The organism is Jiella mangrovi (assembly GCF_017815135.1).
GTDB classification, from domain to species: domain Bacteria; phylum Pseudomonadota; class Alphaproteobacteria; order Rhizobiales; family Rhizobiaceae; genus Jiella; species Jiella mangrovi.
In genome coordinates, this window is the sequence record NZ_JAGJCF010000002.1 from 183,581 (window position 1) to 195,884 (window position 12,304).

Annotated in this window: 18 protein-coding genes; 3 read left to right on the forward strand and 15 right to left on the reverse strand. The window is 62.9% G+C overall.

Going from position 1 to position 12,304, the window contains the following annotated elements:
* The first annotated feature begins 122 nt into the window (after positions 1-122).
* The 3 genes from J6595_RS03785 to J6595_RS03795 all read left to right on the forward strand — a co-directional run bounded on the left by J6595_RS03785 (position 123) and on the right by J6595_RS03795 (position 2,603).
* Positions 123-887 (forward strand): class I SAM-dependent methyltransferase, encoded by a 765-nt coding sequence (locus J6595_RS03785; protein WP_209593377.1) that lies wholly within the window; start codon positions 123-125, stop codon positions 885-887.
* Between the two features lie 137 nt (positions 888-1,024).
* Entirely contained in the window at positions 1,025-1,537 is a 513-nt protein-coding gene (locus tag J6595_RS03790) for a hypothetical protein (RefSeq protein WP_209593122.1), read from the forward strand.
* 73 nt (positions 1,538-1,610) lie between these two features.
* Positions 1,611-2,603, forward strand: coding sequence for a sensor histidine kinase (locus tag J6595_RS03795; RefSeq protein WP_209593123.1), 993 nt, complete (start codon positions 1,611-1,613; stop codon positions 2,601-2,603).
* 375 nt (positions 2,604-2,978) lie between these two features.
* Here the strand turns inward: J6595_RS03795 and metW are convergent, their stop codons facing one another.
* The 15 genes from metW to rpsQ all read right to left on the reverse strand — a co-directional run bounded on the left by metW (position 2,979) and on the right by rpsQ (position 12,299).
* Entirely contained in the window at positions 2,979-3,614 is a 636-nt protein-coding gene (gene metW / locus J6595_RS03800; protein WP_209593124.1) for a methionine biosynthesis protein MetW, read from the reverse strand.
* A 32-nt stretch (positions 3,615-3,646) separates the two neighbouring features.
* The gene (gene metX, locus J6595_RS03805; protein ID WP_209593125.1) at positions 3,647-4,873 is read right to left on the reverse strand and encodes a homoserine O-acetyltransferase MetX; all 1,227 of its coding nucleotides are present in this window, start codon (positions 4,871-4,873) and stop codon (positions 3,647-3,649) included.
* A 208-nt stretch (positions 4,874-5,081) separates the two neighbouring features.
* A complete protein-coding gene (locus tag J6595_RS03810; RefSeq protein WP_209593126.1) occupies positions 5,082-5,729 on the reverse strand; it encodes an adenylate kinase in 648 nt (215 codons plus the stop codon).
* The gene (gene secY / locus J6595_RS03815; RefSeq protein WP_209593127.1) at positions 5,726-7,069 is read right to left on the reverse strand and encodes a preprotein translocase subunit SecY; all 1,344 of its coding nucleotides are present in this window, start codon (positions 7,067-7,069) and stop codon (positions 5,726-5,728) included. Before secY ends, J6595_RS03810 begins: the two co-directional genes overlap by 4 nt.
* 323 nt (positions 7,070-7,392) lie before the next feature.
* Complete coding sequence (rplO, locus tag J6595_RS03820; protein WP_209593128.1) at positions 7,393-7,881, reverse strand: 50S ribosomal protein L15; 489 nt, start codon at positions 7,879-7,881, stop codon at positions 7,393-7,395.
* 109 nt (positions 7,882-7,990) lie between these two features.
* Positions 7,991-8,194: a 50S ribosomal protein L30 gene (rpmD, locus tag J6595_RS03825; protein ID WP_209593129.1), complete on the reverse strand. Its 204-nt coding sequence runs from the start codon at positions 8,192-8,194 to the stop codon at positions 7,991-7,993.
* 40 nt (positions 8,195-8,234) lie between these two features.
* Positions 8,235-8,822, reverse strand: coding sequence for a 30S ribosomal protein S5 (rpsE, locus tag J6595_RS03830; protein WP_209593130.1), 588 nt, complete (start codon positions 8,820-8,822; stop codon positions 8,235-8,237).
* A gap of 106 nt (positions 8,823-8,928) precedes the next feature.
* On the reverse strand, positions 8,929-9,291 hold the full coding sequence (rplR, locus tag J6595_RS03835) for a 50S ribosomal protein L18 (RefSeq protein WP_209593131.1): 363 nt from the start codon (positions 9,289-9,291) through the stop codon (positions 8,929-8,931).
* A gap of 9 nt (positions 9,292-9,300) precedes the next feature.
* Positions 9,301-9,834, reverse strand: a complete 534-nt coding sequence (rplF, locus tag J6595_RS03840; RefSeq protein ID WP_209593132.1) for a 50S ribosomal protein L6 — start codon at positions 9,832-9,834, stop codon at positions 9,301-9,303.
* Positions 9,835-9,974: 140 nt separating this feature from the next.
* Positions 9,975-10,373, reverse strand: coding sequence for a 30S ribosomal protein S8 (gene rpsH / locus J6595_RS03845; protein WP_209593133.1), 399 nt, complete (start codon positions 10,371-10,373; stop codon positions 9,975-9,977).
* Positions 10,374-10,385: 12 nt separating this feature from the next.
* Entirely contained in the window at positions 10,386-10,691 is a 306-nt protein-coding gene (gene rpsN / locus J6595_RS03850; protein ID WP_209593134.1) for a 30S ribosomal protein S14, read from the reverse strand.
* Between the two features lie 34 nt (positions 10,692-10,725).
* On the reverse strand, positions 10,726-11,289 hold the full coding sequence (gene rplE / locus J6595_RS03855; protein ID WP_209593135.1) for a 50S ribosomal protein L5: 564 nt from the start codon (positions 11,287-11,289) through the stop codon (positions 10,726-10,728).
* Entirely contained in the window at positions 11,282-11,596 is a 315-nt protein-coding gene (gene rplX / locus J6595_RS03860) for a 50S ribosomal protein L24 (protein ID WP_209593136.1), read from the reverse strand. The genes rplE and rplX overlap by 8 nt, the downstream gene beginning before the upstream one ends.
* Before the next feature lie 14 nt (positions 11,597-11,610).
* Positions 11,611-11,979 carry a 50S ribosomal protein L14 gene (gene rplN / locus J6595_RS03865; RefSeq protein WP_083594041.1) on the reverse strand — a complete coding sequence of 123 codons (369 nt, stop codon included), beginning with the start codon at positions 11,977-11,979 and terminating at the stop codon, positions 11,611-11,613.
* A 65-nt stretch (positions 11,980-12,044) separates the two neighbouring features.
* Positions 12,045-12,299, reverse strand: coding sequence for a 30S ribosomal protein S17 (rpsQ, locus tag J6595_RS03870; protein ID WP_209593137.1), 255 nt, complete (start codon positions 12,297-12,299; stop codon positions 12,045-12,047).
* Between the last annotated feature and the right edge of the window lie 5 nt (positions 12,300-12,304).

Consider the following 12,304-nt stretch of genomic DNA (forward strand, 5'->3'; position numbering starts at 1 on the left):
CTCGAAATCCGGCAGGCCGGCGACGAAAGCGACGCCAAAGCCGGACAGGACGGTTTCGAGCCAGCCGGCCATGGTCTTATATGGGGTGAAAGCCTGATGCTGAAACCTCGGGAGTCTTCGCTCTGTCGACCAATGCCGACATTATCGACCTATGCAATTTTTACGCCTCCCCGCTCGGGCTCGCGGCCGCGCGTTCGATTTCACTGGCGCTCACACCGATCTGGCGACCGATCTCGGAGGAGCGGCTCCTCGGGCTCGGCTATGCAACGCCCTACCTCTCGCGCTTCGGCACGGATTGCGAGCGGGCCCTCGCCTTCATGCCAGCGGGCCAGGGCGCCGAGCGCTGGCCCGCTGGCGCCGCGTTGCGCACCGCCCTCGTCGGCATCGAGGAGCTGCCGCTCGGCGACGCGTCGATCGACCGGATCCTCATGGTCCATGCCCTGGAATTTGCCGAAAGCCCGGAGGCGCTCCTCGCCGAGGCGTGGCGGGTGCTGGCGCCAGGCGGCAGCCTCGTCGTGGTCGTGCCGCATCGCCGCGGCGTCTGGGCGCGGTTCGAGCATACGCCCTTCGGCTCCGGACGGCCCTGGTCGCGGGGGCAGCTCACCCGGCTGTTGCGATCGGTCACCTTCACGCCGCATGCCTGGAGCGAGGCGCTTTATTTTCCACCCTTCGAGCGCCGCTCGCTGGTCGGCTTCGCGCCGGCGATGGAGCGGATCGGCCGTCAGTGCTGGCCGCTGTTTTCCGGCGTCGTGGTCATCGAGGCCGTGAAGCAGCTCTATCGCGGCATCCCCGTCGCCTCGGCGGCCAAAGAGCGCCGCGTGGCAAAACCCGTTCTGGTCCCGGCGGGGGCCGGAGCGGGGGCAAGGGCACGATGCCGGCGCTCATAGCCAACAGTGCTCGTCCGTAGGGTCTCGGGTCCACGCGTTCGACAGCTGCAACGCCTCACCATCTGGAGTTGCAATCGCGTGTGAAAGTCTGCTTTATTTCGACGGCGTTCTCATTTTCGCAAGCGACGAGTCGAGCTATGGCAGATGAAACCAGGCCGCCCGCCACACTTGGAATCGCATCTTGGCTGACGATTGGCGGCTTTTGCGTGAGCCTTGCAACGCTCATCTTTGGCGGCATCAAATTCTTCCAGGAGTTTGAGATGAACGCCAAGCAACCCTTTCTGGAAAAGCAGATGGAGTATTGCTTCGAGGCAAGCGACGTCGTTGCGACCGTCGCAACGAATCCGAACGGAAGCGACACGCGCACAAAGGCGGAGGGTCGTTTCTGGGAACTTTACTGGGGCCAGCTGGCGATTGTCGAAAACGCGGCGGTCGAAACAGAGATGGTCTGTTTCGGTCACTGGCTGAACCAGTCCGCGCAAACAGATTGTGGTGACATTGCGCCCCGACAACGCTCACTTCGCTTGGCGAAAGCATGCCGCAACCTCGTCTCCGAGATGTGGGGTGTCAGCCTCGAGAACCTGGTCGGGAAATCCCAGGATGGTGATGCTGCCGGCAATTCCGCGGATCAATTCAAGAAAACCCCCTGATCGACCAAAACATTGGTAATTCGCAGCGATTCTGCCTATTCCTCGACACCGGATAAGTGGAGAGGATGACAGCTTGCGACTGGCGTTCCGGCGATTGACGCATATCGACCTGCCGCAGAAAGCCGAGGGGTTTCTGCCGGTCGTCGCCACTCAGATCCTGTTCGCCGTGGTCTGCAGCACGGTTTCGATCGGGCTGCGCTTTTTCGCCGACCTGTTCATGCCGGGCGCCGGTCCCTTCGCGCTGACCATCCCCGCGGTTCTCGTCGCAACGCTCTTCGGTCGCTGGCTTTGCGGTGCTCTCACAGCCACCATCTCGTCACTTTACGCCTGGTACTTCGTCCTGCCGATCGCGGGGAGCTTCCAGTTCGTCGCACCGTCCGATGGCCCGCGCGTCGTCGTCAACATGCTCTCGGGCTACTTCGTCGTCGCCCTTGCCGAGCTCTTCCGCCGCGCGGTGCGCAACGCTCTTGCAGATCGCGACGCCCTTCTCCTCGAGCTTCAGCACCGGGTGAAGAACAACTTCGCCTCGATCGCCTCGGTCCTGCGCCTGCAGATTTCCAGCGCGCCCGGCGAAGATGCAAAGCAGGAGCTCACGGCGGCGCTCGGCCGGGTCGAGAGCTTCACCCACGCCTACGAGTTTCTCTACCACGACGCCGACTATTCCGGCGCGGTCGAGATGAAGTTCTACCTCGAAGGCCTCTGCCACGCCCTGGACCAATCCCTCGGCTCGGCGCGCGGGATCGCGGTCCATTGCGACGCAAGACACGTCGACATGCCGCGCGACCGGGCGATCCTGATCGGCCTCCTCGTCAACGAGGTCGTCAATAACAGCGTCAAGCATGCGTTCAAAGAAGGAGGCGGAGAGGTCCGCGTCCGGTTCTGGCAGGACGAGGACGGCGGCTACCGCCTTCTCGTCAGCGACGACGGGACCGGCATCAACGGCGAAGCCCGGCCCGGCTCGCTCGGCATGCGGCTCATTCGCGGGCTGACGGCGCAGGCGAGCGGCACCGTCGAGACCGAAAGCGGCGAGACCGGCACGCGCCATGCCTTCGCTTTTCTGCCGTAGCGCAGGCGAAGGAGCCGCGAGAGCATGATCCCAAGAAGTGGAAACCGGTTTTCGGAATAGATCATTCACCGACAAGAGGATCGAGCGGGAGGGTGAGTAAAGTTCCAGTGTCCACGACACGATCCTCGAACGCCCGCCACGACTTGATCGATAAGGCGCAGCATTCGACGCTTCGTCATTCTCGGGCCCCGTCCCGGGAATCCAGAAACGTTCGACACAACAGAAGCTTAAACGGCCCACTGGATGCTCGGGACGGGGCCCGAGCATGACGAGCGCGATAAAAGCGGACGCCTGATCTCGGAGTGTCAGGCCCTCGATATGCGCCGTTCAACGAGACTGTCGTGCACCCTGTCGTCCATTCGGACGCACAGCGCTTTAGCGCTTGAGGACGAAAACCGCCTGCTGGCCGAACAGGTTCCAGAACCACCAGGGCATCTTCATGCCCATCTTCTGACCCGTCGCGTTGATGGCAAATGCCGTCTCGACGCTCGCCCCCAGTTCCTCGGCCAGTGCGACGAAATCGCGGATCGTGCAGAAATGGATGTTCGGCGTCTCGTACCACGTATGGGAAAGATTGGCGGTCACCGGCATCCGGCCACGCAGGCCGAGGGCGTAGCGGATCGTCCAGTGGCCGAAATTCGGGAATGAGATCACGGCCCGGCGGCCGATCCTCAGGAGTTCGGACAGAACGACCTTCGGATTGCGCGTCGCCTGGATCGTCTGCGACAGGATCACGTAATCGAACGCATCGTCGGGATAATGCACGAGGTCGCGGTCAGCATCGCCCTGAATGACCGACAGGCCGCGCGCGACGCATTCGTTGACGCCGGCCTGGCTGAGCTCGATACCGCGCCCGTCAACCCGACCGCGCTGCTCGAGCAGGGCAAGAAGCGCACCGTCGCCGCAGCCGACGTCGAGCACCCGCGAGCGAGGTTCGACGAGATCGGCGATCACCTCGAGGTCGACGCGGATGCCCGCCGGCGACGACGCGACGCTCTCGCTCGTCGCCACTGGCCCGCTCGTTTGTGTGTCGGTCGAAAGCGTCACGCGATGAGCCCCCTTGCCCGAGCGGCCGAGGAGACGAAGCCGTCGATCGCGGCGAAGAACTCCGGCTCGTCCAGAAGAAAGGCGTCGTGACCGCGATCGGTCTCGATCTCGACGAAAGAGACGGAGGCAGCGGCGGCATTCAGCGCATGGACGACCGCGCGGTTCTCGTCGGTCGGAAACAGCCAGTCGGACGAGAAGGAGACGAGGCAAAAGCGCGTCTCGGACCCCCGGAAGGCTTTCGCGAGCGAGCCGTCGAAATCCGCCGCGATGTCGAAATAGTCCATCGCCCGGGTCAGATAGAGATAGGAATTAGCGTCGAACCGATCGACGAAGGTCATGCCCTGATGTCTGAGATAGCTCTCGATCTGGAAATCGGCATCGAAGCCGAAGCCGAGAACGTCCCGGTCCTGGAGATTGCGACCGAATTTGCGGTGAAGCGCCATTTCCGAGAGATAGGTGACATGGGCCGTCATGCGGGCGACCGCGAGACCTTTCACGGGCCGCTTGTCATGGGCGAAGTAGCGACCGCCCTCCCAATCGGGGTCGGCGATCACGGCCTGGCGTCCGATCTCGTGAAAGGCGATGTTCTGGGCCGAATGCCGCGCACCCGTGGCGATCGGCAGGGCGGCGAACACCTTGTCGGGATAGCTCACCGTCCACTGCAGGACCTGCATGCCACCCATCGAGCCGCCGATGACCGCGAACAGCCTGTCGATACCGAGGCGCTCCACCAGCATCCGCTGCGCCCGCACCATGTCGCGAATGGTGATCACCGGCAGGCTCAGGCCATAGGGCTCGCCGGTCGCCGGGTTGATCGAGGCCGGCCCCGTCGAGCCCATGCAGCCGCCAATGACATTCGAACAGATGACGAAGAACTTGTCGGTGTCGATGGGTTTGCCGGGGCCGACGATCGGCGACCACCAGCCGGGCTTGCCGGTCACCGGCGACCGGCTGGCCGGATAGTGATCCATCGTCAAAGCGTGGCAGATGAGGATGGCGTTCGACTTGTCGGCGTTCAGTTCGCCATAGGTGTTGTAGGCGATCTGGACCGGCGACAGGTCGATGCCGGCATCGAGATGAAGCGGCTCGTCCTCGCCGAAAAACGCAACGGGGCTCGAGGGCTCGAGCGCCTCGCGGTTTCCCGCCGCACTCGTTGCGGTGGGACTGGTGGGTTCGGCTGTGGTCGACGGCGTCACGGTCTGGGCTCCGCCCTTCTGGAGCATGTCCGATGAAAGCCGGTTCGGCCTTCACGTGCGGACAATGCGGCTCGACAAAGCGATGAGGGTTTCCGGTGAACTCGTGTTCGCCAAAAACGCTCTCGTTGATCCGTCCTCGTTCGGCGGGACGACCTGCTTTCGAACCAGGGCAGAAGCTGCCCTGGTCGGCTCGGCCGGCGAGACAAGCCTTCACCGGCCCAAGGGCGAGATCGAATCAACCCTTGAGAATGGTCTCGATGCTCTTGGTCACGTCATCGATCGGCGCCATGCCGTCGATGGAGCGCAGCGTGCGTTTGCAATAGTAATAGCCAACGAGCGGCGACGTTTCCTTGTAGTAGTTGCGAAGCCGCGAGCGCATCGTCTCGGCGTTGTCGTCGGGTCGCCGCTTGAACTCGGTCGATCCGCAATTGTCGCAAACGCCCTCGACCTTCGGCTGACGATCCTCGTCGTGATAGACGGTGCCGCAGCTTGCGCAGGAAAACCGGCCCGACACCCGCGTCACGAGAACGTCGTCGTCCACCCGCAGCTCGATGACGTGGTCGAGATGCTGACCGCGCTGTTCGAGCAACTCCTCCAACGCGTCGGCCTGTTTGAGGGTGCGAGGATAGCCGTCGAGGATGAAGCCCTCGCTGCAGTCGTCCTCGGCGATCCTATCGGCGACGATGGCGTTGACCACCTCATCAGGGACGAGGTTGCCCGCGTCCATGATGGCCTTGGCCTTCAACCCGACCTCGGTCTCGGCCGCGACGGCAGCCCGCAGCATGTCTCCCGTCGACAGCTGCGGAACGTTATGCCCATTGACCAGACGCTGTGCCTGAGTTCCCTTTCCCGCTCCCGGCGGCCCCAGCAAAATCAGCTTCATCGTGCTCCGCGTCTCCCCCCTCTGAGCTTCGCCTTCTTGACGAGCCCCTCATATTGATGGGCCAAAAGATGACCCTGTATCTGCGCAACGGTGTCCATCGTCACGGAGACGACGATAAGTAGCGATGTTCCACCGAGATAGAAAGGAACGCCAGCAGCCGAAATCAGAAATTCGGGCAAAAGACAGATCAACACGAGATAGATCGCGCCGACGACGGTGATGCGGGTCAGAACATAGTCGATATATTCCGCCGTCCGCTCGCCCGGACGAATGCCCGGAATGAAGCCGCCATGCTTCTTCAGATTGTCGGCCGTGTCCTTCGGATTGAAGACGACCGCCGTGTAGAAGAAGGCGAAGAACGCGATCAGGCCGGCATAAAACAGCATGTAGAGCGGCTGGCCGTGGCCGAGCGAGGCGACGATCGCGGTCGCCCAGTCCGGCAGCTGCGAGGTGTCGGTGAAGTTCGCCACCGTCACCGGCAGAAGCAGGAGCGACGACGCGAAGATCGGCGGAATGACGCCGGCAGTGTTGAGCTTCAGCGGCAGATGCGAGGTATCGCCCTGGAACATGCGATTGCCGACCTGGCGCTTGGGATACTGGATCAAAAGCCTGCGCTGGGCTCGCTCGACGAAGACGATGAAGGCGATGCAGGCGATCGCCACGACGATGACGAGAAGGATGATCGTCGTCGACAGGGCGCCCGTTCGTCCAAGCTCCAGGAGGTTCGCGATCGCCGCCGGCAGATGCGCGACGATACCGGCGAAGATGATCAGCGAGATACCGTTACCGATACCGCGCGAGGTGATCTGCTCGCCCAGCCACATCAGGAACATCGTGCCACCGACGAGGGTGATCACGGCCGAAATCCGGAAGAACCAGCCCGGATCGACCACGAGACCGGCCTGCGTCTCGAGACCCGCGGCGATGCCGTAAGCCTGGAACGTCGCGAGCAGCACCGTGCCGTAGCGGGTATACTGGTTGATCACCTTGCGCCCCTGCTCGCCCTCTTTCTTGAGGTTCTCGAGCGAGGGAACGACCGATGTCATCAGCTGGATGATGATCGAGGCCGAGATGTACGGCATGATTCCGAGGGCGAAGATCGCCATGCGGCCGACGGCGCCGCCGGAAAACATGTTGAAAAGGCCGAGAATGCCGGTCGACTGCTGCTGAAAAGCCCGCGCGAGTGCGTCGGGATCGATGCCGGGCATCGGAATGTAGGTTCCGAGGCGATAGACCAGAAGTGCGCCGAGGGTAAACCAGATGCGCTTTTTCAGGTCTTCGGCTTTGCTGAAAGCCGAAAAGTTCAGATTGGCGGCAAGTTGTTCCGCTGCCGATGCCATGACGAGGAGCTCCCCGGGTTATCCCGCAAACGGCCGAGCAGCGCATCAGGCGCCCGACCGGACTCGGGCTTAAGACGGACCCTTTCCCGAGACCCGTCAGATAAGCGGGAGAGCTCTGCCACGCAAGCGCCCAATTCTCCCAGTTCGGGAATTGGCGGATCAGCGGGGGCCCTGCCCTTCGATGCCGGCGGCCGAACCCGGCCGACGACCACGTTGGATCGCAACGACGACCAAAGCCGGAAACGCCGGCATCAGGCCACGCTGTCTCAAACAAGCGAGAAAGAGGCCGATCGAGGCCTCTTCCCCACAATGCTACGAAACGATCAGGCTTCAGCCGTTTCCGCGGACTTGCGGACTGCCGTGACGGTGACAGACCCACCGGCCTTCTCGACCTTCTCGACGGCCGATTTCGACGCGCCGGCAACGGTGAGGTTCAGCTTCGCGCTCAGCTCGCCGTCGCCGAGAAGGCGGACGCCGTCCTTTGCGCGACGAATCACGCCGGCGGCAACGAGGGCCGCAACGTCGATCGGAGCGGACGCGTCTAGCCGCTTGGCGTCAACCGCCTGCTGCAGGCGGCCGACCGAAACGACATTGTATTTCTTGGCGAAGATGTTGACGAAGCCACGCTTCGGCAGACGCCGATAGAGCGGCATCTGACCGCCCTCGAAGGCATTGATGGCAACGCCCGAACGGGACTTCTGGCCCTTGACGCCGCGTCCGCCGGTCTTGCCCTTGCCCGAACCGATGCCCCGCCCGACCCGCTTCTTGGAGTGGGTGGCGCCGTCGATATCGGAAAGCTCGTTGAGTTTCATGTCTTTTCTCCTTGGCCGCCGATCGAGCCGCAATCGCGCTCAGACGGGCCGCCTGGTCAAAACGGGTCGAAGGCCCGCATGAATATGCGGGCCGGTCCTGACGGTGCGCTCAGGCCTCGTCGACGATCCGCACCATATGCGCGACCTTGGCGATCATCCCGCGAACGGCGGGCGTATCCTCAAGGGTGCGGCGACGGTTCATCTTGCCGAGACCGAGGCCGACCAGCGTCTGGCGCTGGTCCTTCGGGCGGCGGATCGGGCTGCCGTACTGCTCGACGGTCACCGTCTTGCCGGCAGTGCTGTTCTTGGCCATGCTCAGGCTCCTTCAAACGATGGCACGATGGCCGGCCAGGTTATTCCGCGGCAGCGGCTTCGTCTTCGGCGGCAGCGGGAGCTGCGCCATGATGGGTCTGGCGGCGTGCCTGCAGCGTCGAATACTTGATGCCACGACGAGCCGCGACATCCTTCGGATGGGTCGCGTTCTTCAGACCGTCGAAGGTGGCGCGAACCATGTTGTACGGGTTCGACGAGCCGAGCGACTTTGCGACGACGTCGTGCATGCCGACCGCTTCGAAGACGGCGCGCATCGGACCACCGGCGATGATGCCGGTACCGGCCTCGGCGGCGCGCAGGACGACCTTGCCGGCGCCGTGGCGGCCGTTGACGTCGTGATGCAGCGTCCGGCCGTCGCGCAGCGGCACGAAGATCAGATCGCGCTTGGCGGCTTCCGTCGCCTTGCGGATCGCTTCGGGCACTTCGCGAGCCTTGCCGTGGCCGAAGCCGACGCGGCCCTTGAGATCACCGACGACGACGAGAGCGGCGAAGCCGAAACGGCGACCACCCTTCACGACTTTGGCGACACGGTTGATGTGGACGAGCTTGTCGACGAAACCATCGTCGTGATCGTCCCGGCGATCATTGCGGTCGTTACGAGGCGCCATATCCTAGTCCTTGTTCTTTTCCGGAGGCGTCCAAGAGATCGGCCACCCATTGGCGGCCGGGCGAAACGGCGGCACCTTTGCGCCGCCGCGAGCGATCATGGCCCGATCAGAAGTTCAGGCCAGCCTCGCGAGCCGAATCGGCCAAAGCCTTGACCCGGCCGTGATAGATGAAGGCGCCGCGATCGAAGACGACGTCGGTGACACCGGCTTCCTTCGCACGCTCGGCGACGAGCTTGCCGACGGCAGTTGCCGCGGCGACGTCGGCGCCGGTCTTCAGATCACCGCGCAGGGCGGCTTCGAGCGTCGATGCGGAAGCCAGCGTGCGGCCCGCCTCGTCGTCGATGATCTGAGCGTAGATGTTCTTCGACGAACGGTGCACCGACAGACGCGGGCGGCCGTTCGCGACCTTCTTGAGTGAGCGGCGGATACGCGAAGCACGGCGCCGCAGCGATTCCTTAGGAGTAGCCATGACCGGACCTTACTTCTTCTTGCCTTCCTTGCGGACGATCTTCTCGCCCGCGTACTTCACGCCCTTGCCCTTGTAAGGCTCGGGACCGCGATACTCGCGGATTTCCGCGGCGACCTGGCCGACGCGCTGCTTGTCGATGCCAGTGACGACGATCTCGGTCGGCTTCGGCACGGCGATCGAAATTCCCTCGGGCGTCTGGTAGACGACCTCGTGGGAGAAACCGAGCGACAGCTGCAGGTTCTTGCCCTGCATGGCCGCACGATAACCGACGCCGTTGATCTCGAGCTTCTTCTCGAAGCCGGTCTTCACGCCGGCGAAGATGTTCTCGATCATCGTGCGCGACATGCCCCATTTGGAGCGTGCCACCTTCGACTGGTCGCGCGGATCGACCTTGACCGCGCCGTCTTCCATCTTGACCAGGACCTCGTCGTTGACGACGAAGGCGAGCTCGCCCTTCGGGCCCTTGGCCTTGACGGTCTGACCGTCCACCGAGGCGGTGACGCCATCGGGGACTGAAACCGGCTTCTTACCAATACGGGACATTTCGAAACCCTGTCCGTTTCGTGCGCGGATGCCATCTGCCCTTTTACAGGCGACATACCGTGCGTTTTCAAATGCTGACGGGCGGCAGGCGAAGCATCAAGCCGCGCGAGCGCCCGTCCTATGGCACAAATTTTGACGCGTCAGAAGACCCGGCAGAGAATCTCGCCGCCGACATTCTGTTCACGGGCACTGTGGTCCGCCATCACGCCCTTGGGCGTCGACAGAACCGAGATGCCGAGACCATTGGCGATCTGCGGGATCGTCTTGGCCGAGACATAGACGCGACGGCCGGGTTTGGAAACCCGGGCGATCTCGCGGATCACCGCTGCGCCCTCGTAGTACTTCAACTCGATCTCGAATTCGGACTTGCCGTTTTCGAATTCGGTCTGGGTGTAGCCGCGGATGTAGCCCTCGTCCTTGAGGACGTCGAGCACGCGGCCACGCAGCTTCGAAGCCGGGGTCGAGACCGACGACTTGTTGCGCATGACGGCGTTGCGGATGCGTGTCAGCATGTCGCCGAGCGGATCAGACAAAGACATGACGAACCCTCCTTACCAGCTCGACTTGACGATACCGGGGATCTGGCCGTTGTTGCCAAGTTCCCGGAGCGCGATGCGGCTCATCTTGAGCTTGCGATAGTAGGCGCGCGGCCGACCGGTCACTTCGCAGCGATTGCGGATGCGGACCTTCGAACCGTTGCGCGGCAGCTCTGCGAGCTGCAGCTGCGCCTTGAAACGCTCTTCCATCGGAGCGTCGGCGTTTTTGGTGATCGCTTTCAGAGCAGCCCGCTTGGCGGCGTATTTCGCCACCAGTTTCTGACGGTGCTTGTTCTGTTCGATCATGCCCTTCTTGGCCATTGTATCGTCCTTTACTCGTCTGCCGTTACAAGCGTCAGTTCGTGCGGAAGGGGAAGTTGAGCGCCTTGAGAAGGGCGCGCGCTTCCTCGTCCGTCGAGGCCGTCGTACAAACGATGATGTCCATGCCCCACATCTGATCGACCTTGTCGTAGTTGATCTCGGGGAACACGATGTGCTCCTTGATGCCCATGGCGAAGTTGCCATTGCCATCAAAGCTCTTTGGGTTCAGGCCGCGGAAGTCGCGAACCCGGGGCAGTGCGATCTGGATCAGACGATCCACGAATTCGTACATGCGCTCGCGACGCAGCGTGACCTTGCAGCCGATCGGCATGCCCTCGCGGACCTTGAAGCCCGCGATCGACTTGCTGGCCTTGGTGATCACGGCCTTCTGGCCGGCGATCCTGGCAAGGTCCTCGGCGGCAACGCTCGGCTTCTTGGAATCGCCGGTGGCCTCGCCGACACCCATGTTGATGACGACCTTCTCGAGGCGCGGCATCTGCATGGTGTTCGCGTAGGAGAACTCTTCCTGCAAAGCCGGAACGACGTCCTCGCGATAGACGCGCTTCAGGCGCGGCTCGTAGGTGGCGGCTTCAGCCATTGATCTCTTCCCCCGAACGCTTGGCGACGCGCACCTTGGTGCCGTCCTCGAGAGTTTTGAAGCCGATCCGGGTGGCCTTGCCGTCCTTCGGGTCTGCGACCGCCAGGTTGGAAAGGTGAATCGGTGCTTCCTTGGAAATGATGCCGGCCTCGGCCGAGGCGGTCTGGCGCTGGTGGCGCTTGACCATGTTGACGCCACGCACCAGGGCGCGATCGTCCTTCGGCATCATCTTGATGACTTCACCCGACCGGCCCTTGTCCTTGCCGGCGAGCACGACGACCGTGTCGCCTTTGCGGATCTTCTGCATCGTCCGCTCTCCTCTTAAAGAACTTCAGGGGCGAGCGACACGATCTTCATGTGGTTCTTGCCGCGAAGCTCGCGGGGAACCGGTCCGAAGATACGGGTGCCGATCGGCTCTTTCTTGTTGTCGATCAGGACGGCGGCGTTCGAATCGAACCGGATCACCGAACCGTCTGCGCGACGGATGTCCTTGGCGGTACGAACCACCACGGCCTTCATCACATCGCCCTTCTTGACGCGGCCGCGCGGGATCGCCTCCTTCACGGACACGACGATAACGTCGCCGACCGAGGCGTACTTCCGCTTCGAGCCGCCCAGAACCTTGATGCACATGACACGACGGGCACCGGAATTATCCGCCACGTCGAGGTTTGTTTGCATCTGAATCATGTCAGGCCGCCTTCAAAAGCTTGCCGTCGGATGCGCCGCAACGGGCGGCGAACCGACGAATTCGTTCAACTTGCTGCTTGCGTCGTAGACGCGCTGGAAACGACGATCCAGCTCTTGTCCTTCGAGATCGGACGCGATTCCTCGATCGAGACGATGTCTCCGACCTTGTAAGCGTTCGCCTCGTCATGCGCCTTGTACTTCTTCGAGCGGCGCACGGTCTTCTTCAGAAGCGGATGGGCGAAGCGACGCTCCACCAGCACCACAACCGTCTTGTCGTTCTTGTCGGAGACCACCGTCCCCTGCAGGATGCGTTTCGGCATTTTAT

What these genes read in the sequence shown, in the direction of transcription:
- rplR (WP_209593131.1), bottom strand. Translation starts at nt 9,291, where the DNA reads ATGGCTACTCCTAAGGAATCGCTGCGGCGCCGTGCTTCGCGTATCCGC.
- rpsH (WP_209593133.1), bottom strand. Translation starts at nt 10,373, where the DNA reads ATGTCTTTGTCTGATCCGCTCGGCGACATGCTGACACGCATCCGCAAC.
- secY (WP_209593127.1), bottom strand. Translation starts at nt 7,069, where the DNA reads ATGGCATCGGCAGCGGAACAACTTGCCGCCAATCTGAACTTTTCGGCT.
- metX (WP_209593125.1), bottom strand. Translation starts at nt 4,873, where the DNA reads ATGCTCCAGAAGGGCGGAGCCCAGACCGTGACGCCGTCGACCACAGCC.
- rpmD (WP_209593129.1), bottom strand. Translation starts at nt 8,194, where the DNA reads ATGGCCAAGAACAGCACTGCCGGCAAGACGGTGACCGTCGAGCAGTAC.
- rpsN (WP_209593134.1), bottom strand. Translation starts at nt 10,691, where the DNA reads ATGGCCAAGAAGGGCATGATCGAACAGAACAAGCACCGTCAGAAACTG.
- rplE (WP_209593135.1), bottom strand. Translation starts at nt 11,289, where the DNA reads ATGGCTGAAGCCGCCACCTACGAGCCGCGCCTGAAGCGCGTCTATCGC.
- rplX (WP_209593136.1), bottom strand. Translation starts at nt 11,596, where the DNA reads ATGCAGAAGATCCGCAAAGGCGACACGGTCGTCGTGCTCGCCGGCAAG.
- rplN (WP_083594041.1), bottom strand. Translation starts at nt 11,979, where the DNA reads ATGATTCAGATGCAAACAAACCTCGACGTGGCGGATAATTCCGGTGCC.
- rpsE (WP_209593130.1), bottom strand. Translation starts at nt 8,822, where the DNA reads ATGGCGCCTCGTAACGACCGCAATGATCGCCGGGACGATCACGACGAT.
- rplF (WP_209593132.1), bottom strand. Translation starts at nt 9,834, where the DNA reads ATGTCCCGTATTGGTAAGAAGCCGGTTTCAGTCCCCGATGGCGTCACC.
- J6595_RS03790 (WP_209593122.1), top strand. Translation starts at nt 1,025, where the DNA reads ATGGCAGATGAAACCAGGCCGCCCGCCACACTTGGAATCGCATCTTGG.
- J6595_RS03810 (WP_209593126.1), bottom strand. Translation starts at nt 5,729, where the DNA reads ATGAAGCTGATTTTGCTGGGGCCGCCGGGAGCGGGAAAGGGAACTCAG.
- rplO (WP_209593128.1), bottom strand. Translation starts at nt 7,881, where the DNA reads ATGAAACTCAACGAGCTTTCCGATATCGACGGCGCCACCCACTCCAAG.
- rpsQ (WP_209593137.1), bottom strand. Translation starts at nt 12,299, where the DNA reads ATGCCGAAACGCATCCTGCAGGGGACGGTGGTCTCCGACAAGAACGAC.